At 41.5% G+C, this 19,718-nt stretch carries 17 protein-coding genes; 1 reads left to right on the forward strand and 16 read right to left on the reverse strand.

The annotated features are described in order from the left end of the window. Nucleotides 1-323: 323 nt before the first annotated feature. From lepA to gyrA, 16 genes are all read right to left on the reverse strand, one after another. Complete coding sequence (gene lepA, locus D8787_RS04910) at nt 324-2,147, reverse strand: translation elongation factor 4 (RefSeq protein ID WP_042901042.1); 1,824 nt, start codon at nt 2,145-2,147, stop codon at nt 324-326. 78 nt (nt 2,148-2,225) lie between these two features. Continuing rightward, the gene (locus tag D8787_RS04915; RefSeq protein WP_125421342.1) at nt 2,226-2,954 is read right to left on the reverse strand and encodes a metallophosphoesterase family protein; all 729 of its coding nucleotides are present in this window, start codon (nt 2,952-2,954) and stop codon (nt 2,226-2,228) included. A gap of 1 nt (nt 2,955) precedes the next feature. Beyond that, nucleotides 2,956-4,623 (reverse strand): DNA repair protein RecN, encoded by a 1,668-nt coding sequence (recN, locus tag D8787_RS04920; protein ID WP_125421345.1) that lies wholly within the window; start codon nt 4,621-4,623, stop codon nt 2,956-2,958. Between the two features lie 6 nt (nt 4,624-4,629). Further along, nucleotides 4,630-5,061 (reverse strand): arginine repressor, encoded by a 432-nt coding sequence (locus D8787_RS04925; protein ID WP_125421348.1) that lies wholly within the window; start codon nt 5,059-5,061, stop codon nt 4,630-4,632. After that, nucleotides 5,054-5,869, reverse strand: a complete 816-nt coding sequence (locus D8787_RS04930; RefSeq protein WP_125421351.1) for a TlyA family RNA methyltransferase — start codon at nt 5,867-5,869, stop codon at nt 5,054-5,056. Before D8787_RS04930 ends, D8787_RS04925 begins: the two co-directional genes overlap by 8 nt. Further along, nucleotides 5,862-6,737, reverse strand: coding sequence for a polyprenyl synthetase family protein (locus tag D8787_RS04935; protein WP_125421354.1), 876 nt, complete (start codon nt 6,735-6,737; stop codon nt 5,862-5,864). Before D8787_RS04935 ends, D8787_RS04930 begins: the two co-directional genes overlap by 8 nt. Next, nucleotides 6,734-6,946, reverse strand: a complete 213-nt coding sequence (locus D8787_RS04940) for an exodeoxyribonuclease VII small subunit (RefSeq protein WP_000043226.1) — start codon at nt 6,944-6,946, stop codon at nt 6,734-6,736. Before D8787_RS04940 ends, D8787_RS04935 begins: the two co-directional genes overlap by 4 nt. Continuing rightward, nucleotides 6,924-8,264 carry an exodeoxyribonuclease VII large subunit gene (gene xseA / locus D8787_RS04945; protein WP_125421357.1) on the reverse strand — a complete coding sequence of 447 codons (1,341 nt, stop codon included), beginning with the start codon at nt 8,262-8,264 and terminating at the stop codon, nt 6,924-6,926. Before xseA ends, D8787_RS04940 begins: the two co-directional genes overlap by 23 nt. Before the next feature lie 127 nt (nt 8,265-8,391). Continuing rightward, a complete protein-coding gene (udk, locus tag D8787_RS04950; protein WP_125421360.1) occupies nt 8,392-9,030 on the reverse strand; it encodes a uridine kinase in 639 nt (212 codons plus the stop codon). A 109-nt stretch (nt 9,031-9,139) separates the two neighbouring features. Continuing rightward, complete coding sequence (truB, locus tag D8787_RS04955) at nt 9,140-10,018, reverse strand: tRNA pseudouridine(55) synthase TruB (protein WP_125421417.1); 879 nt, start codon at nt 10,016-10,018, stop codon at nt 9,140-9,142. A gap of 11 nt (nt 10,019-10,029) precedes the next feature. Then, on the reverse strand, nt 10,030-11,304 hold the full coding sequence (locus D8787_RS04960) for a DUF2130 domain-containing protein (protein WP_125421363.1): 1,275 nt from the start codon (nt 11,302-11,304) through the stop codon (nt 10,030-10,032). 94 nt (nt 11,305-11,398) lie between these two features. Next, nucleotides 11,399-12,679 carry an O-acetylhomoserine aminocarboxypropyltransferase/cysteine synthase family protein gene (locus D8787_RS04965; RefSeq protein WP_125421366.1) on the reverse strand — a complete coding sequence of 427 codons (1,281 nt, stop codon included), beginning with the start codon at nt 12,677-12,679 and terminating at the stop codon, nt 11,399-11,401. A gap of 147 nt (nt 12,680-12,826) precedes the next feature. After that, nucleotides 12,827-13,624, reverse strand: coding sequence for a formate/nitrite transporter family protein (locus D8787_RS04970; RefSeq protein ID WP_000254776.1), 798 nt, complete (start codon nt 13,622-13,624; stop codon nt 12,827-12,829). A 291-nt stretch (nt 13,625-13,915) separates the two neighbouring features. Continuing rightward, the gene (locus D8787_RS04975) at nt 13,916-14,713 is read right to left on the reverse strand and encodes a formate/nitrite transporter family protein (protein WP_125421369.1); all 798 of its coding nucleotides are present in this window, start codon (nt 14,711-14,713) and stop codon (nt 13,916-13,918) included. A gap of 270 nt (nt 14,714-14,983) precedes the next feature. Further along, nucleotides 14,984-15,727: a class A sortase gene (locus D8787_RS04980; RefSeq protein WP_102210185.1), complete on the reverse strand. Its 744-nt coding sequence runs from the start codon at nt 15,725-15,727 to the stop codon at nt 14,984-14,986. Next, nucleotides 15,727-18,195: a DNA gyrase subunit A gene (gene gyrA / locus D8787_RS04985; protein WP_102210186.1), complete on the reverse strand. Its 2,469-nt coding sequence runs from the start codon at nt 18,193-18,195 to the stop codon at nt 15,727-15,729. The genes D8787_RS04980 and gyrA overlap by 1 nt, the downstream gene beginning before the upstream one ends. A gap of 194 nt (nt 18,196-18,389) precedes the next feature. On the opposite strand from gyrA, the gene D8787_RS04990 reads away from it, so the two are divergent. Next, nucleotides 18,390-19,376: an L-lactate dehydrogenase gene (locus tag D8787_RS04990; RefSeq protein WP_102210187.1), complete on the forward strand. Its 987-nt coding sequence runs from the start codon at nt 18,390-18,392 to the stop codon at nt 19,374-19,376. The last annotated feature ends 342 nt before the right edge of the window (nt 19,377-19,718 follow it).

Raw genomic sequence — 19,718 nt, forward strand, 5'->3', positions numbered from 1 at the left:
TTTACTCTCGTGATTTACGCATATAGGTTACGACTACCTTTTTGGACTTTAGAGTTTTAGGCCCCCTTATCCGCTATATACGCCTTACTATCACGTTCCTGTTCGTAGAGCCACGATTTCGCTATCCCTTCCTCTCCCCGCTACCTCACGATAGTCAGGCTTGGGAATCGCTATTGGGTTCACCGGTAGCGGGTGCCCACGGAGGACTTACACCTCAGATGTACGACATGCCCGTCGTACCTAAAAAAGCAGACCATTTAAGCCTGCTTTACTATTGATTCTGATATAAGTTTCCTGTGAACAAGGAAAAGCAATTATGACAACTATTCTTCATCCATACTCAAGACGCTGAGGAAGGCTTCTTGTGGAACTTCTACTGATCCGATAGCTTTCATGCGCTTCTTACCAGCTTTTTGTTTTTCAAGGAGTTTACGTTTACGAGAAACGTCACCACCATAACATTTAGCAAGTACGTTCTTACGAAGGGCCTTGATATCAGTACGAGCCACAATCTTGTGTCCAATAGCTGCTTGAATTGGCACCTCAAATTGTTGACGAGGAATGATTTTCTTGAGCTTATCAACGATGAGTTTCCCACGTTCGTAGGCAAAGTCCTTATGAACGATAAAGCTGAGGGCATCCACCTTGTCTCCATTGAGAAGGATATCCATTTTCACCAGCTTAGACGGACGATACTCTGACAATTCGTAGTCAAAGCTTGCATAACCACGTGTCGAAGACTTAAGCTTATCAAAGAAGTCAAAGACGATTTCAGCAAGTGGAATTTGATAGATAACATTGACACGATTATCATCAATATAGTCCATAGTCACAAAGTCCCCACGCTTACGCTGAGCTAGCTCCATCACTGCTCCAACAAACTCTTGCGGTACCATGATTTGCGCTTTAACATAAGGCTCTTCAATGGTCGCAATCTTAGTTGGGTCTGGAAACTCAGATGGGTTAGAGACATCCATAGACTCACCGTCGGTCAAATTAACCTTATAGATAACGGATGGAGCTGTCATGATAAGGTCAATGTTGAACTCGCGTTCCAAACGTTCTTGGATAACATCCATATGAAGAAGACCAAGGAACCCACAACGGAAACCAAATCCAAGGGCCTGAGATGTTTCTGGTTCAAACTGAAGACTAGCGTCATTCAGTTGCAATTTTTCAAGGGCTTCACGAAGGTCATTGTACTTGTTTGATTCGATGGGATAGAGACCCGCAAAGACCATAGGATTCATCTGCTTGTAACCATGTAATGGCTCTGTCGCAGGATTGGTTGCCAAGGTAACAGTATCACCCACACGAGTATCCTGAACCGTCTTGATAGAAGCCGCAATATAACCAACGTCACCAGTCGCAAGGAAATCACGACCAACTGCTTTGGGTGTAAATATACCGACTTCGGTCACATCAAAGGTCTTGCCATTGCTCATAAGCTGAATCTTATCGCCAGGTTTGACCACCCCATCCATGACACGCACTTGAAGAATAACCCCACGGTAAGCATCGTAAACCGAGTCGAAAATCAAGGCTTTGAGTGGTGCTGCAACATCACCCGTTGGGGCTGGCACTTTTTCTACGATTTGCTCGAGGATTTCTTCGATACCGATACCAGCCTTGGCAGAAGCTAAAACTGCTTCACTGGCATCCAAACCAATCACATCCTCAATCTCAGTACGCACGCGCTCAGGATCTGCAGCCGGCAGGTCAATCTTATTAATGACTGGCATGATTTCCAAATCATTGTCCAAGGCTAGATACACGTTGGCAAGGGTTTGAGCCTCAATCCCTTGGGCAGCATCGACAACCAAAATCGCCCCCTCACAGGCAGCGAGTGAACGTGAAACTTCATAGGTAAAGTCTACGTGTCCTGGTGTGTCAATCAAGTGGAAAATATAAGTTTCCCCATCTTTGGCAGTATAATTCAGCTCGATGGCATTGAGTTTAATGGTAATCCCACGTTCTCGCTCTAGATCCATGCTGTCCAAAAGTTGAGCTTGCATTTCACGGCTTGAAACGGTCTCAGTCTTTTCCAAAATGCGGTCTGCTAGAGTTGATTTCCCGTGGTCAATATGGGCGATAATAGAGAAGTTACGGATCTTCTCCTGTCGTTTTTTCAATTCTTCTAAGTTCATGATTCTCTTCCTTTCAGGGTATCTATTTATTATAAATTGTTTTTGACATTTTGACAAGACCATACCCTGCTAGGAGTACTAATCTTCAGCGACAAAGCCGTCATTCTCAATAAAGTGATGTTCTGTCATCCCTTGGTCAGTAAAGACAATTCCATGAAGGACACCACCATAAACAGCTCCTCCATCCATTCCAATCTTGCCATCTTCTGTAGTCCAAAGTTCAGCTGTACCACGCTCTTGCTTCAGCAAACCATAGACCGGTGTATGACCAAAGACAATGATTTTTCCAGTATGATTTTCGGCTTCGTGGAATGGTTTTCTAAGCCAGACTTTTTTATAATCTGTAGTTTCATGCCAGTCGTCCAAGGTCAAATCAATACCAGCATGAACAAAGATATACTTGTCTGTCTCTACCACAAATGGCATTTGACGAATAAATTCGACCAAATCTGCCGCTTCAGTAGCCACCCGCTTGGCATCTTCTACTCCGTCAACTGGTGCATCCAAGGGACGACCTAGGATAGAGTTAATGGTTGTATCTCCACCATTACGGCGATAGTGATCATAACTTTCTTCTGGGTCATCAAGCCAAGTCAGAAACATATACTCGTGGTTTCCTGACAAACAGATAGCCCCTTGATTATCAACCAAGTCCTTGACCATTTCAAGGACACGGCGACTATCCTCACCACGGTCAATCAAATCCCCTAGAAAGAGTAACTGAGTCTGACCATTCCAGGTTTTGAGAAGGTCTTCTAGCATCCCAGCTTTTCCGTGAACATCTCCAATTACATAATAGTCTGTCATCTTATTTCTCCCTGTTTCTCAACAATTCTCTGGCTTGCGTCAGAGCTGCTTCTGTCACATCATCACCTGCCAACATCTTGGCAACTTCTTCCACTCGCTCTTCAACTGTCAAGAGACGAACGGTCGAAACCGTTGAATGGTCATTACTAATTTTTTCAATAAAGAATTGATAATCCGCAATCGCAATCACTTGTGGCAAATGGGAAATAGCCAGTACCTGACCATGCTGGCCAATCTTGTGAATCTTCTGTGCAATAGCCTGAGCTACACGACCTGAAACTCCCGTATCCACCTCATCAAAAACAATGCTGGTCTTACCTTCTTTGCGTGAAAAGGCAGACTTGATAGCTAGCATGAGACGGGATAATTCCCCACCAGATGCAACCTTGACCAAGGGTTTAAAGTCTTCGCCAGGGTTGGTTGAAATGTAAAACTCAACTGTTTCATTGCCCTCACGGCTGAATTTGCCCTTGCTAAAACGAACCTGAAACTGAGCTTTTTCCATATAAAGGTCTTGCAGTTCTTGTTTAATCTCATCTTCGAGCTGCTGAGCCAAATCATGACGAGCAGAGGCAAGTTGACCTGCCAGATCGACAAGATTAACTTCCAATTTCTTGAGCTCTGCTTCCATGTCTTCAGAAGAAAGGTTGTTGCCTGTCAAGAGATTGTATTCATCCGTAATCTTAGCAAAGTAAATCAAGACATCGTCTACAGTCCCACCATACTTACGAGTAATGGTATGAAGAAGGTCCAAACGATTCTCAACCTGCATAAGACGATTGCCATCAAAATCAAGGCCCTCAATAATAGCTTCCAAACGTTTGCTAATATCTTCTAAGACATAGTAGGTCTCAGATAAAGAGCTTGAAATTTCACGGTATTCAGGGTCATACTCTTCGACACTTTCCATGTCATTCATGGCTGAACGAACATTGGCTAGACTTGAAAAATCTTCATTGTCTAACATACTGTAGGCATTGGTTAGGGTATCGGCTATATTTTTATGGTTGAGAAGTTTATCTCGCTCTTGATTGAGAGCTAGGTCTTCACCTGCTTGCAAATTAGCCGCCTCAATCTCTGCCATTTGAAATTCCAACATTTCGATACGAGCCTTGTGTTCCTGTTGGTTTTTCTTGACTTCCAGAACCTGCTTGCGCATTTTTCGATAGGCATCAAAACTCGTTTGATAAGTTTCTTTCAAGTCCCAAAAAGCTGCATCGCCAAATTCATCCAACATCTGGATGTGCAGTTGAGGACGCATTAACTCCTCTTGGTCATGCTGACCATGAATATCTACAAGATGTTGGCCAATAGCACGCAAAACAGACAGATTGACCATCTGGCCATTGACACGGCTGATACTACGTCCATTTTGCAGAATTTCCCGACGGATGATAATTTCATCCCCCATTTCCAAACCTTGCTCATCAAAAATTTCCTGCAAAAGGCGACTATTCTCAACTGAGAAAAGCCCCTCAATCTCTGCCTTTGGCGCACCATGACGAATAACATCTGTCGTCGCACGAGCTCCCAACATCATATTCATGGCATCAATAATAATCGACTTCCCTGCACCCGTTTCACCAGTCAGGACAGTCATTCCCTTTTCAAAATTGAGGGAAATAGCCTCAATAATGGCAAAGTTTTTTATCGAAATTTCAAGTAACATATAGACCTACCAATTTTTTACTTGTTCAAAGATTTCCTCAGCTAGCTTTTCACTTCTGGCAATGACTAAAATTGAGCTATCATCAGCCAAACAGCTGAAAATCTTGTCCACAAAAGTCTCGGTTAACTGAGCTTTTACAAAAGCCGTATTTCCTGGAATAACTTGGAGATTGATCATCTTGTCCATCAATTCTGCCGATTCGATATTGTCTTCAGCCAATTGCAAACTTTTTACGATTGATTTTGGCAATTCATAGACATAGGTGTTGTCTCTCAAAGGAATTTTGACAATACCTAGTTCTTTGATATCTCGTGATACCGTTGCCTGAGTGGCAGTGATACCTGCCTCTTTCAAATGTTCTACAATTTCTTCTTGCGTGCCGATTTGATAATCTGTCACAAATCGTCTAATTTTTTCAAGTCTCTCTTTTTTATTCATTTTTAAATTGACTATGCGCCCTCTCTACTACTTCTTCAATATCAGCAAGAACCTGATTGCTTGCTGACTCTTCTTTTTTCAAATACGCTAAAAATTCAATATTTCCATGTCCACCTTGGATGGGAGAAAAGTCCAAACCAAGGATTGAAAAACCTTCCTCTACTGCCATAGCTGTGACAGATTCAAGGACATGTTGATGGACCTTGGCATCGCGAATGATTCCATTTTTTCCAATCTGCTCTCGGCCTGCCTCAAATTGGGGCTTAATCAAAGCCACAACCTGACCTTGATTAGCCAAGACTCGGTGCAAGGCTGGCAAAATCAGACTGAGGGAAATGAAACTCACATCAATACTGGCAAAGCTCGGTTCCTTTTCAAAGTCAGTCTTTTCAGCATAGCGGAAATTAAACTGTTCCATGCTGACAACTCGTGGGTCCTGGCGTAGTTTCCAAGTCAACTGATTGGTACCAACATCAACTGCAAAGACCAACTCAGCACCATTTTGCAACATGACATCGGTAAAGCCTCCAGTGGAAGCCCCAATATCAATCGTTGTTGCCCCTTCTACTGACAAATCAAAGATCTGCAAGGCCTTCTCCAGTTTCAAGCCACCACGGCTGACATACTTGAGTTTTTCACCCTTAAGTTTTAACTCGATGTCGTCTGGGATTTTCTCTCCTGGCTTGTCAAACCGCTCTCCGTTAAGAACTGCTACAACTAGACCAGCCATCACACCGCGCTTGGCCTGCTCTCTCGTTTCAAACAAGCCCTGTTTATAAGCTAGTACATCCACTCTTTCCTTAGCCATTGATTCTCAAACTTTCTACTACTTTCACAATCGATTCTATCTTAAAGGGAACCTGTTGGGCAATTTCTTCTAATTTGGCATTAGCTTGATCCAAAGTCTGGTTACAAAAGACAATTGCCTCTTCCAAACCCAACAAGGCAGGATAGGTTGATTTTTCTGCCTGTAGATCCTTTTGTGGTGTCTTACCGATTTCCTCAAAACTAGCTGTCACATCAAGTACGTCATCTCGAACTTGAAAAGCAAGCCCAATCAATTCGCCAACAGTTTTCAGCTTTGCCTGCATTTCAGGTGCTAATTCGGCTATGATAGCAGCTGCTTGGAAGGGATAGGCTAGTAATTTTCCAGTCTTATTAGCATGAATGGTCTGGAGTTCTTCCAAAGACAGGTGCTGGTGTTCACCCTCCATGTCCAGAACTTGCCCTGCCACCATGCCCAGACTTCCTGAAGCAAGCGATAAGTTGGCAATCAAGTCCACCTTGATTTGACTTGGCAAATCTGCCTGCGCAATCAAGGCATAGGGGTCCAGAAATAAAGCATCTCCAGCCAAAATGGCCATAGCTTCACCGAATTTCTTGTGATTGGTCAAGCGTCCCCGACGGTAATCATCATCATCCATGGCAGGAAGGTCATCATGAATCAAGCTCCCTGTATGGATCATTTCCAAGGCCGCAGCTACCTGCGCGTGAGCAGGTTTAATAGCGACCTGCAAGGCTTCCAGAACTTCTAACAAGAGAAAAGGCCGAATACGCTTGCCACCAGCATGAATGGAATAGAGAACAGACTCTCGCAAACTAGAGGCAAACTGCTGGTCTCCATAAAAGTCTTCCAAGGCCGACTCGACAAGAGCTAATTTTTCTTGCTTCTTCATTCAAAATCACTTTCTGTTCCGTCTTCTTGCATGACCTTGACCAAGGTCTTTTCAGCCTTGTCCAGCGTCGCTTGAAGCTCTTTTGACAAGACCATGCCCTTTTGAAAGGCAGCAATCGCATCTTCCAGAGCAATTTCACCATTTTCCAAACTTTGGACAATGGTTTCCAGTTCTGCTAGATTTTCCTCAAATTTCTTTTGTTTTGACATTTTTAACCTCTAATTCTACTTGACCATCTCGCATCAAAAGCGTCACTTGGTCTTTTTTCTTCAAATTTTCAACCGAATCAACTACGGACTCTTCTTTTTTGACAATAGCATAACCACGCGCCACGATTCGACTGGTATCCAACATCAGTAAGGCTTCTGATAATCTCTTAACCTCAGCAACCTTGGCATCATAAACTAGTGCCATTTGGCTACGGAGGAGCTTGTCCAACTGTGCAAGCCGATCCTGATAACGTTGAATTTTGGTAACAGGTGATAATTGGATCAGTCGATGCGTCCTTGCTTGTACTAATTGGTTGCTATCAGAAATCCGTGTTCGCAAACTTTGTTTTAAACGCAGTTGTAGTTGATCCAAACGTTGTAAATAGCCATCATACAAACGTTCTGGCTGTCTAAAGATGACAGACTGACTGCATTTTTTCAAAGCTTCTTGTTTCTTAGATAGGACATTTCGGACTGCTGTTGCCATCCGTTTTTCTTGATTTTGCAAATGAGCTAATAAATCCAACTTGGTAACAGGTGTTGCCAGTTCAGCAGCAGCTGTTGGTGTCGCAGCCCGTCTATCTGCCACAAAATCCGCCAAGGTCACATCTGTCTCATGCCCCACACTAGAGATAACTGGCAAACGAGATTCAAAAATAGCTCGTACCACAATTTCTTCGTTAAAGGCCCAGAGATCCTCGATGGAACCTCCACCACGACCAATAATAAGCAAATCCAAATCGTCCCGTTGATTAGCACGCGCAATATTACGAGCAATTTCCTCCGCAGCCCCTTCACCTTGAACCTTAGTCGGATAGAGAAGGATATCAACACCTGGAAAACGCCTGCTGACGGTCGTGATAATATCTCGAATCACGGCTCCACTGCGACTGGTTACTACACCAATTCTCTTAGAAAATTGAGGCAGAGGTTGCTTGAAGCGTTCTTGAAACAGGCCTTCTTCTGTCAATTTTTTCTTGAGTTGTTCAAACTGAATCGCAAGCGCTCCAACCCCATCAGGCTCAGCTTTTTCAATAATGATGGAGTAGCTACCGCTCGGTTCATAGACCTGCACACGCCCAATCACATTGATTTTCATCCCTTCTTCCAGGTCGAAACCTAATTTCTGATAAATCCCAGACCAGATGGTCGCTTGAATGACTGCATGGTCATCTTTTAGGGAGAAGTATTGGTGAGTAGGTCGTTTACGAAAGTTGGAAACTTGACCAGTTAAATAGACCCGTTCCAAGTAAGGGTCTTTATCGAATTTCATTTTCAGATACTTGGTCAAAGTTGTTACTGATAAATACTTTTCCATCTTCACCTACTATTCATTCTCTTGCTCTTTCATGGGTATTATTATACCAAAAATATGCCTAAAAATCTCCATTTATGTACCATTATGGGGGAAAAATAGAAAAAGGAGGCAAGGCCTCCTCATCTGATTATTTGCTGTTACGAGCTTCTTCCAAAATCTTTGCAATCTTGGTCGTCAAAAGATCAATAGCAACTGTATTGCTGACTCCCTCAGGAATGACGATATCAGCATAACGCTTGGTTGGTTCGATAAACTGGTGGTACATTGGTTTGACCACACCTAAATACTGGTCAATAACGCTATCAAGGCTACGGCCACGCTCTTCCATATCGCGCTTGATACGACGAATAATGCGCACATCATCATCTGTATCCACAAAAATCTTGATATCCATCAAATCACGCAGACGCTGGTCCTCCAAGACCAAAATCCCCTCAACGATAAAGACATCTTGAGGCTCCTGACGATAGGTCTTGCTGCTCCGTGTATGCTCTGTATAGTCATAAGTCGGGATGTCCACAGGACGCCCTGCCAACAATTCCTTAATTTGCTCGATCATCAAGTCTGTATCAAAGGCAAAAGGATGGTCATAGTTGGTTTTGACACGCTCTTCAAAGGTCAAATGAGACTGATCCTTGTAGTATGAATCATGCTCAATCATGGAAATCTTTTCATCAGGGAAATGCGATAAAATGGCTCTTGAAACACTGGTTTTTCCTCCACCAGAACCACCTGTCACTCCGATAATGATTGGTCTATTTTGCATGCTATCCTCCGTTTTTTTATCCGTCGTCTATTCTATCACATTTTTTGCAAAATTTATAGTCTGATTTGGATAATCTAGGGGAAACAACACTCCCTAAACCTCAGTTAGACTAGATAAAAACCTTCCTTGGCTTGTAGAGATTACCTCGTTTTTCTAGAATGGCTAGCAATGTATCGCCTTCAAAGGCAGCCAGTTCTTTATCCGTTTGGTCTAGCTCAATAAAACGACCAAAGCGAACTTCTGTAGCCTCTTCTGGAGTTAGGAAAACTTTGACAAGGTCACCCGTCCCAATCTCAAGAGGATGGAGAAAGTCTAGTTGCCCTACCTCTACTCTTTCAGCAATTTCTTCCAAGGTCAGAGCATCCTCCAGTTGTAAACCTGCAGCACTCGTCCGTGTTAAATGAGACATATGAGCCGCATAACCAAGCTTCTCTCCCAAGTCAACTGACAAGGTACGGATATAAGTCCCCTTGCTACATTTCACACGAAAAGTAAAGCGTGCAAGTTCGCCATCATAAGAAATCGGACTTGTTCGTTCAAATTGATAAATGGTCACCTGACGTTCTGGACGCTCCACTTCCTGACCAGCACGCGCATACTCATAGAGCTTGCGACCATTGACCTTAACAGCCGAATACATAGGGGGAATCTGACTAATAGGCCCAGTCAGGCTCGTAATAGCTTCATCAACAAGCTTTTCATCCAAGGGCGACAAAACAGGAGTCTCTGCGACCATTTCTCCACTAGCATCCTCGGTCGTCGTTGAATATCCAAGAGTGATTTCCCCCTCATAGACCTTGCCTTCATCCTGCATAAACTCTACCATGCGGGTTGCCTTGCCAACCGCAATGGGCAAAACACCCACTACATCTGGATCCAAGGTTCCACCATGACCAATTTTCTTGGTTCCCAAAATCTTACGCAGCTTAAAAACCGCATCATGCGAGGTCATCCCCGCTTCTTTTTTTAAGTTGATAATACCGTTCATGTGTTGCTTTTTCACTCTCCCTTCAGTGCTTCAAACTTCGCTTTCATGGTTGGATTTTTTCGAGTCAATTTTTTGACCGAAACATCTTCCAATTTATTGTTTGCAAGGCGGAGTTGGTTTTCGGATGTGGTTAGGAACTTCTTGACCTCTTCCATGCGTTTGATGGCCTTGTCGATTTCATCGATAGCTTTACCAAAGTTGGTTGAAGCAGAGTTGTAGTTCTTGGCAAAGGCTAGTTTAAAGGCATCCAAGTCTTCTTCAAAATGCGTAATATCGATATTTTGTTCGCGAACCAAGGCCAACTCCTGCTTGTATTTTAGGGAATTTAGCGCCGCATTACGCAAGAGTCCAATCAACTGGATAAAGAATTGAGGACGGACCACATACATCTTTTCATACTCGTGACTGACGTCAACAATTCCTGTGTTAAAGTAATCGTTATCTGCTTCTAACATAGTCACCAACACGGCATATTCGCAATTCTTTTCACGACGGTCCTTGTCCAATTCCTTGTAAAAATCCACATTCTTGTGCTTCTTCTCAGTCCCATCTGCTTCATTTTTCATTTCAAACATGATGGAAATAATTTCGACCCCATTTTCATCACTCTCACGGAAGATAAAGTCCCCTTTGGAACCACGCGCAGAGACCTTGTTATCCTTTTCAAAGTAAGCATTCGGGAAGGCAAAACTGCGGACCTTGTTAAACTCACTCTCTGCATACTGTTCCAGACTTTCCCCGATTGCTTTTGTAGATTGTTGAGCCTTGAAATTCTTGTAAAATTCTACTTGTTCACTGGCTGCTTTAAGCTGGGCTTCGTAGTCTTGCTTAACAGAAGCCAAAGATAACTCATTTTCCTTTTCTTGCAAGAGGAGCTGATTTTTAACCTGATCCCGTTCTTTTTGTAGGTCAGAAAGGGTCTTTTGTAGTTGATTTTCATGTTCCAAACGCAAGGTAGCCAATTGGTTTTCCAAAGCCTGCACTTCCTTGTCCTTGGCCAAGAGAGCCTGATGGCTTGTCTGTTCAACTTCTTTCTTGGCCAACTCTTTCTCTGTATCAAAGTTTTGGATTTGACTCTGCAATTGCGCAATTTCTTGGTCTTTTTGAGCCAGTTTAGTCTGTTGCTCATTTATGGCCTTTTGCTCAACCAAAGCCAGTTCCTGCTTCATCCGGTCGTGCAGTTCCTTATCAAACTCAGCTGTTCTCACTTGAGACAGAAGTTCGGCATACTGACTCTCATTTACTGTAAAGACTTCCCCACAGTTGGGACATTTGATTTCGTTCATATCGTTCCTCTTTCTAGACTTCTGTAACCATTATATCATGCCTAAGGGAAAATCAAAAACAGTGAGTCGAAACCCACTGTTTATATCTTTTTCGTTAAATTTTTTCCAAGGCCAAGCGCAAATCTTCGATCAAATCCTCTACATTTTCGAGTCCGATAGACAAGCGGATTTGATTTGGTGTGACACCTGCTGCTTCCAGGTCTTTTTCTGGCAATTGACCGTGAGTAGTTGTTGCTGGATGGACAACAAGAGATTTAGCATCTGCCACATTTGCAAGGTCAGAGAAGATTTCTAAATGATCAATTACCTTGCGAGCTTCTGCCTCTCCACCTTTGACATGGAAGGTAAAGATGGAGCCCACACCTTTAGGCAAGTATTTCTCAGCCAAAGCATGATAAGGACTATCTGCCAATTTTGGATAGTTAACTTTTTCTACCTTAGGATGGTTGACAAGGAAATCAACAATTTTCTCAGCATTTTGCACGTGACGTTCCACACGAAGAGAAAGGGTTTCAAGTCCTTGTAACAACAAGAATGCATTGAAAGGTGAAATAGCTGCACCTGTATCACGAAGCAATTGAACACGGACAGCGATAATAAAGGCTGCTGCACCTACATCACGAGTATAGCTCAAGTTGTGATAACTTGGGTCTTCCTCAACAAATTGAGGGAATTTCCCTGAAGCTGCCCAGTCAAAACGACCGCTATCGACAATCACTCCACCAATAGTCGTACCATGCCCACCGATAAACTTAGTCGCTGAGTGAATGGCAATATCTACACCGTGAGAAAAGACATTAATCAAGTAAGGTGTGGCAAAGGTATTGTCAGAAACAAGTGGAATCTGGTGCTTATGCGCAATCTCAGCCAATTTTTCCAAATCTGGAATGTTAATCAAGGGGTTACCCAAGGTTTCAATCAAGACAAGCTTAGTATTGCCATTGATAGCTGCTTCCACTTCCTCCAAATTATCCACATCCACAAAGGTTGTTGTGATACCATAACGAGGAAGGGTTTCTTTCAAGAGATTGAAGGTTCCACCGTAAATAGTCGAAGCAGCCACTAGATGGTCACCAGCATGGGCAAGCGCCAAAATCGTATAAGTCACTGCGGCCATACCTGATGCTGTTGCTAGCGCACCAACACCACCTTCAAGGGCAGCAATTCTTTCTTCAAAAGCAGCCGTTGTAGGGTTGGTAATACGAGTATAGATATTACCTAGTTTTCTCAAGGCAAACAAATCGGCACCTTCCTGCGTGTCATCAAAAACAAAGGATGTTGTCTGGTAAATCGGCACTGCACGAGACTTAGTTGCTGGATCAACTACTTGACCAGCATGTAGTTGTAGAGTTTCAAATTTAAAATCACGAGTCATAAGGCGACCTCCATATAGTTTGATTAAGGATATTGTAGCACCTTAAGGTATAGTTTACCAATATTAGTTTTCTATATTTTGATATAATAAATAACTATTACCTTATTTTAAAAATGAAAAAGGCACGACTCACTCGTGCTCATTTTCTTAATCTACATAAGTATCTTCGTTTTTATTGAGGAAGGCATACGGAAGACCCATCAAGAAGCCACCACCAATCAAGTTCCCAATGAAGGTTACACCCCAGTGACGAAGCATATTTCCAACACCGAAATTAGCAATTGAGTCAGCAGCAACACTGAATTTTACAATCGCGAAAGAAGCAAAGTTCGCCGCAATGTGCTCGTTTGTCAAGAATACAAACATGTAAATTGCTGACAAAACAAGCCATAGTTTGGCACCACCATCTTTGACCAAAACAAATGAAAGAATCGCAATATTTACGAAAATATTTGCCAAAATCGCCTCAAGTAAGACTAATTCATTTGAACGGCCTAACTTCATCTCAACAACCCCTGAAATAAAGCTATCATGTGTCAGATGTGCATAAGCTGCTGAGTGAGCAAAGCCCCAACCTGCTATCAAAGCTCCGATAAGGTTGAACAAGGTACAGTAAAGTAAAATCTCAGCTGTTTTTCTCCAAGAGATTTTTTTCAAGAAACTACCAGCAGTCAAGAACATCATGTTTGATGTTACCAACTCGGCATTCAAGAAAACAATGTATGCCAATCCCCAAGCAAAGACAAAGGGGAAGAGGAAGCGTCCACTACCTGGTGCAATTTTATTAATCAAGTCAGCCCCAACTGCACCTGCAGCAGTACTGAAGGTTAAAAAAGCACCTGCAAACATAGAACGAATCGCATACTTAAATTTGCTTTGGCTATAAAGACTTTCTTTCTTCTTACAAGCAAATTCAATCTTTGAGATAAATTCTGAAGAAACCATGATAAACTCCTAAAACTTTTATTTGTGATAATTATAACATAAAATAGATATAATGAAAAGCCTTTCCTAATTGTATTTTTAATAAATTTATAAATCCAGCAATCGTTTACATTGTTTTAATAACAAGCTTTTAGAATTTTCAATTATCAGGATATTGAGCTTGCATGGAATAACTTTTATTCTACTTAATATATTTTGTTGTTACAATTTAAAAACGATTTTCTCTGCAAGCCTATTTTATAAAAGAAAAAGAGAGAATTGTTCTGATTCTCCCTGATACACTGATTCTTCTTAATCGACATAAGTATCTTCATTCTTATTGAGGAAGGCATATGGTAAACCGATCAGAAGCCCTCCACCTATAAAGTTGGCAATAAAGGTAACTCCCCAATGTCGAAGGATATTTGCAAGATCAAAGTGAGGTACTTGATCAGCAATCATGCTGAATTTCATAATACTGAAAGAAGCAAAATTGGCAGCGATGTGCTCATTGGACAAGAAGACAAACATTGAAATAGCTGATAAAATGATCCATAGTTTGGCAGCACCATCTTTGACTAATATAGACGAAAGAATGGCAATATTTACAAATACATTGGCAAGAATCCCCTCAAGCAGGACTAACTCACTTGGACGCGCCAACTTCTTGGCTACAAGCTTAGGAAGGAAACTATCATGGGTCAGATGAGAAAATGCTGATGAGTTAGCAAAGGCCCATCCAGCTACCAGGGCACCAATGAGATTAAACAAAGTACAGTATAGTAAAATAATTACTGCCTTTTTCCAATCAATCTTTTTCAAGAACACTCCAGCTGTTAGGTACATCATATTGGAAGTTATCAATTCCGCATTTAGAAAGACGATATAGGCCAGCCCCCAAGCGAAAACAAATGGGAAAAGGAAATACCCACTATTTGGAACAATATTATTTAATAAATCCGCACCAATAGCCCCAGCAGCTGTACTGAAGGTTAAAAAAGCACCTGCAAACATGGAACGAATAGCATACTTGAACTTACTTTGATTGAAAAGACTTTCTTTCTTGTGGCAATAATAATCTATCTTCGAAATAAACTCTGAAGAACTCATAAACATCTCCTATTTTTTTATATTTATTATTATAACACATTTTTTTTGAATGAGTAATCATTTTCTTAAATTTATAACATTTGTATTGATTTATACTCTTCGAAAATCTCTTCAAACCACGTCAGCTCTATTTGCAACCTCAAAACAGTGTTTTGAGCAACCTGCGGCTAGTTTGCTCTTTGATTTTCATTGAGTATTAGCATTACATAGTTTGCTTATAAAGCCATAAAAAGAACCAGCAAAACTAAATGTTTACTGATTCTTTAAAAATTAATAACGTTGCTTATATGGTTGGTTGAAGGCTGTTAGGACTTCTTCAGGTGTTTGTGAATAGTCTTTTGTATCTTTCAAATCACCTTTTACAATAATTCGCTCTGTCGCATCATAGTCCACACATGTTACAAGTGTGATTTCATCAACACCACTACGGTCATCAATCTCATCCACACGATCTGGAGTTACATGCTTGACCTCATGAATGACATAGGTATAAACCTTATCCTTATCTGTTAGATAAATTTTCATCCCATTTTTAGCACGTGATAATGGAGAAAATAGCATCTGACTGGCATTTTCTGCTGTAAAAATGTGATGACTCGCAAGTGAATAGTTTCCTTTCCCCATCACTTGATCACGCTTCATTGTACCAGCTCCATAGAAGAGATTAACATTATCAAGACCTTTAAAAATTGGCAAGTTAATTTCTACTTCAGGAATAGCAATTCCACCAATAACTGGCAATTTTTGCGAATTCCATTGTGAGGACAAGACAGCTTCTGACGAAATGGCTTTTACTGAGTCAAAGTCAAAATTACCTTCTGTATCTTGATTTTCTTCCAATTTTTCTTTTGATACCTGACTGACTTGATACTTGTTAGTATTCCAAACCATGAAGATATCACGAATTTTTGAATTGAAAATCAAAGCCACTGACAAGATGATTAAAAATCCTGCCAAGACATTGATTAGTAAATTTTTACGATTTGTTTTATTTTTATTCTTTTTATGAGACATTATGCTTCACCTTCTGTTTCGTTTTCTGTCCCAACTTCTTCTTTTTCTGACGCTGCAACCGTAGTAAAGGTCACAATTTTAGCATCCTGATCCAGGCGCATCACTTTAACTCCCATAGTTGAACGACCTGTTTGTGAAATATTGGCAACGTTGGTTCGAATCATGACACCCGTATCAGTGATAATCATCAAGTCTTCATCGCCTTTAACGGTCAAAAGACCTGATAGAGGACCATTTTTCTCAGCTACATTAGCCGTCTTCATCCCTTTACCACCACGACCTTTTGTTGGATATTCGGTCGCAACTGTACGCTTACCATAGCCTTTTTCTGTGATGATAAGAACCTCGTCCTGGTCTGTAATCACACTGGCACCAACTACTGTATCTCCTTCACGAAGATTGACACCTTTCACACCCGTAGCGATACGACTCATTCCACGAACTGCTGATTGATTAAAGCGCACTGCATAGCCAAACTTAGTACCAATGATAATATCCGTATCTTCTTCTGTCAGCAGTACATTAATCAACTCATCTTCATCTTTGAGGTTCAATGCTTTAAGCCCATTCTGACGAATATTAGCAAATTCCTTAACGCTGGTTCTCTTCACGATACCATGACGGGTTGTGAAGAAGAGATAGGCTTCATCACTGCGTTCAGATTCAACATTGATGATAGTCTGAATACTTTCGCCTTCATCCAATTTCAAAAGATTGACAATTGGCAATCCCTTAGCGGTACGACCATATTCAGGAATTTCATAGCCTTTCAGGCGATAGACACGTCCTTTATTTGTAAAGAAGAGTAGGTGATCATGGGTGCTAGTTGACACTAATTCACGAACAAAATCGTCATCCTTAACACCTGTCCCTTGAACACCACGACCTCCACGTTTTTGAGCAGTAAATTCACCCTGATCTAGACGTTTAATGTATCCTTTGTTAGACAGAGTGATCAAGACATCCGATTCTTCAATCAAGTCCTCATCTTCAAGACTCAATACTTCCCCAACCATCAATTCAGTACGACGTTGGTCGCCAAACTTACGCTTGACTTCGTCTAATTCATCTTTAATGATTTGAGAAACACGTTCTGGTTTAGCAAGAATATCTGCTAAATCGGCAATCAAAGCCAAGAGGTCATCATACTCAGACTGAATCTTATCGCGTTCCAAACCTGTCAAACGACGAAGGCGCATATCTAGGATAGCCTGACTTTGACGTTCAGAAAGCTTGAACTTACTCATCAACTCAGCTTGTGCTTCCGCATCCGTTTCACTAGCACGGATGATACGAATCACTTCGTCGATATGATCTAGTGCAATTAAGAGACCTTCTAAGATGTGAGCACGCGCTTCTGCTTTTTCCTTATCAAAACGTGTCCGACGAACAACCACTTCTTTTTGGTGCTCAATATAAGCATCCAAAATCTGACGAAGAGACAAAATCTTCGGTACACCATTTTGGATAGCCAACATATTGAAACCAAAGTTGGTTTGCATCTGGGTCATCTTGAAGAGGTTATTGAGGATTACATTGGCTGAGGCATCACGCTTGACTTCAATAACAAATCGAACACCTTCACGGTTTGACTCATCACGGACTGCTGTAATCCCCTCAATACGTTTTTCCTGGACCAAACGAACAATATGCTCATGCACCTTTGTTTTGTTGACCATGTATGGAAATTCTGTTACAACGATGCGCTCACGGCCAGTCTTAGTTTCTTCGATTTCAGTACGAGAACGAAGAACAATAGAACCTTTACCTGTTTCGTAAGCCTTATGGATACCTGATTTTCCCATGACAAGGGCACCTGTTGGAAAATCTGGACCAGGCAAGACTTCCATCAAGTCCTTAGTGGTCACTTCAGGATTGTCCATGACCAACTTCACCGCATCAATGGTTTCTCCAAGGTTGTGAGGTGGAATATTGGTTGCCATCCCAACAGCAATACCAGTTGCTCCATTAACCAAAAGGTTTGGAAAACGTGCTGGCAAGACCAAGGGTTCACGTTCATTGGCATCATAGTTATCAACGAAATCAACCGTATTTTTATTGATATCACGAAGCATCTCCAGAGCAATCTTGCTCATGCGTGCCTCGGTATAACGTTGTGCCGCAGCACCGTCTCCATCCATGGAACCAAAGTTTCCATGCCCATCTACAAGCATGTAACGGTAGCTCCACCATTGAGCCATACGAACCATGGCTTCATAGATAGAGGAATCTCCGTGAGGGTGATATTTACCCATGACATCCCCTGTAATACGAGCAGATTTTTTATGAGGTTTGTCTGGAGTAACACCTAATTCATTCATTCCGTAGAGAATCCGACGGTGAACGGGTTTCAAGCCATCTCGAACATCAGGAAGAGCCCGCGCAACGATAACACTCATGGCGTAGTCGATAAAGCTCGTCTTCATCTCCTTTGTCAGATTGACATTCACTAAATTTCTATCCTGCATTAATAAATGCCTCATTTCACTATTAGTAATTAACAATATTATACCATAACATCTTCAATATTTCAGGTATCTAAAACAGCTAAAACGTTTACATCAAGAACTCTAATGCATATCCGTGACAAAGCATTTTAAAAGTGATAGAATTGAAATAACTGGGGAAAACCCTGAATAAAATTAAGGAGATGTTTAGAATAATGACTTCAACTAAACAACACAAAAAAGTTATCCTTGTTGGTGATGGTGCCGTAGGTTCATCTTACGCTTTTGCTCTTGTTACTCAAGGAATCGCACAAGAACTTGGTATTATTGAAATTCCTCAATTGTTTGAAAAAGCAGTTGGTGATGCTGAAGACCTTAGCCACGCGCTTGCATTTACTTCACCAAAGAAAATCTACGCTGCTAAGTACGAAGACTGTGCGGACGCTGACCTTGTTGTTATCACTGCTGGTGCTCCTCAAAAACCAGGTGAAACTCGTCTTGACCTTGTAGGTAAAAACCTTGCTATCAACAAATCAATCGTTGAACAAGTCGTTGCTTCAGGTTTCAATGGTATCTTCCTTGTTGCTGCTAACCCAGTAGATGTCTTGACTTATTCAACTTGGAAATTCTCTGGATTCCCTAAAGAACGCGTTATCGGTTCTGGTACTTCTCTTGACTCAGCTCGTTTCCGTCAAGCGCTTGCTGAAAAAATCGGTGTTGATGCTCGTTCAGTCCATGCCTACATCATGGGTGAGCACGGTGACTCAGAATTTGCTGTTTGGTCACATGCTAACGTTGCCGGTGTTAAATTGGAACAATGGTTGCAAGCAAACCGTGACTTAGATGAAGCTGACCTTGTAGAACTCTTCATTTCTGTTCGTGACGCCGCTTACTCAATCATTAACAAAAAAGGTGCAACATACTACGGTATCGCTGTAGCCCTTGCTCGTATCACAAAAGCAATCCTTGATGATGAAAATGCAGTACTTCCACTTTCTGTATTCCAAGAAGGTCAATATGGTGTTGAGAACGTCTTTATCGGTCAACCAGCTATCGTTGGTGCACACGGTATCGTTCGTCCAGTAAACATCCCATTGAACGACGCAGAAACTCAAAAAATGCAAGCATCTGCAAAAGAATTGCAAGCTATCATTGACGAAGCATGGAAAAATCCTGAATTCCAAGCAGCTTCAAAAAACTAATTTAAATAGTTTTATAGACTAGCCAAAAAGGCTTTAAAATCTGAAAACGCATATTATCAGGCATAGAAAACCTTGATAATATGCGTTTTATTGTAGAAGGATTCATTTCATTTTCTGCTGAAATTCAGTTTTTTTATAGCTTCATTTTATAACATATTGAATCTGGAATAGTACGCTATAATTGCTAAAAATACTCCTAGAAATTAATTAGGATTCCTAATCGTTTTGGTCATTTCTTATTTCATTTCATTCTAAATCGCAAGTAAAAATTTTGCCCCCCTTTTTTCAACCCTCTTTACAAAAAAAGAGCCCATCACACAAGCTAGAAAGCTTGATATGATA

Origin of the sequence: Streptococcus mitis, assembly GCF_003944325.1 — a bacterium.
Lineage (GTDB): Bacteria > Bacillota > Bacilli > Lactobacillales > Streptococcaceae > Streptococcus > Streptococcus mitis_CW.

Coding starts and splice junctions, on each gene's coding strand:
- lepA (WP_042901042.1), bottom strand. CDS start 2,147: ATGAACTTAGAAGAATTGAAAAAACGACAGGAGAAGATCCGTAACTTC.
- D8787_RS04915 (WP_125421342.1), bottom strand. CDS start 2,954: ATGACAGACTATTATGTAATTGGAGATGTTCACGGAAAAGCTGGGATG.
- recN (WP_125421345.1), bottom strand. CDS start 4,623: ATGTTACTTGAAATTTCGATAAAAAACTTTGCCATTATTGAGGCTATT.
- D8787_RS04925 (WP_125421348.1), bottom strand. CDS start 5,061: ATGAATAAAAAAGAGAGACTTGAAAAAATTAGACGATTTGTGACAGAT.
- D8787_RS04930 (WP_125421351.1), bottom strand. CDS start 5,869: ATGGCTAAGGAAAGAGTGGATGTACTAGCTTATAAACAGGGCTTGTTT.
- D8787_RS04935 (WP_125421354.1), bottom strand. CDS start 6,737: ATGAAGAAGCAAGAAAAATTAGCTCTTGTCGAGTCGGCCTTGGAAGAC.
- D8787_RS04940 (WP_000043226.1), bottom strand. CDS start 6,946: ATGTCAAAACAAAAGAAATTTGAGGAAAATCTAGCAGAACTGGAAACC.
- xseA (WP_125421357.1), bottom strand. CDS start 8,264: ATGGAAAAGTATTTATCAGTAACAACTTTGACCAAGTATCTGAAAATG.
- udk (WP_125421360.1), bottom strand. CDS start 9,030: ATGCAAAATAGACCAATCATTATCGGAGTGACAGGTGGTTCTGGTGGA.
- truB (WP_125421417.1), bottom strand. CDS start 10,018: ATGAACGGTATTATCAACTTAAAAAAAGAAGCGGGGATGACCTCGCAT.
- D8787_RS04960 (WP_125421363.1), bottom strand. CDS start 11,304: ATGAACGAAATCAAATGTCCCAACTGTGGGGAAGTCTTTACAGTAAAT.
- D8787_RS04965 (WP_125421366.1), bottom strand. CDS start 12,679: ATGACTCGTGATTTTAAATTTGAAACTCTACAACTACATGCTGGTCAA.
- D8787_RS04970 (WP_000254776.1), bottom strand. CDS start 13,624: ATGGTTTCTTCAGAATTTATCTCAAAGATTGAATTTGCTTGTAAGAAG.
- D8787_RS04975 (WP_125421369.1), bottom strand. CDS start 14,713: ATGAGTTCTTCAGAGTTTATTTCGAAGATAGATTATTATTGCCACAAG.
- D8787_RS04980 (WP_102210185.1), bottom strand. CDS start 15,727: ATGTCTCATAAAAAGAATAAAAATAAAACAAATCGTAAAAATTTACTA.
- gyrA (WP_102210186.1), bottom strand. CDS start 18,195: ATGCAGGATAGAAATTTAGTGAATGTCAATCTGACAAAGGAGATGAAG.
- D8787_RS04990 (WP_102210187.1), top strand. CDS start 18,390: ATGACTTCAACTAAACAACACAAAAAAGTTATCCTTGTTGGTGATGGT.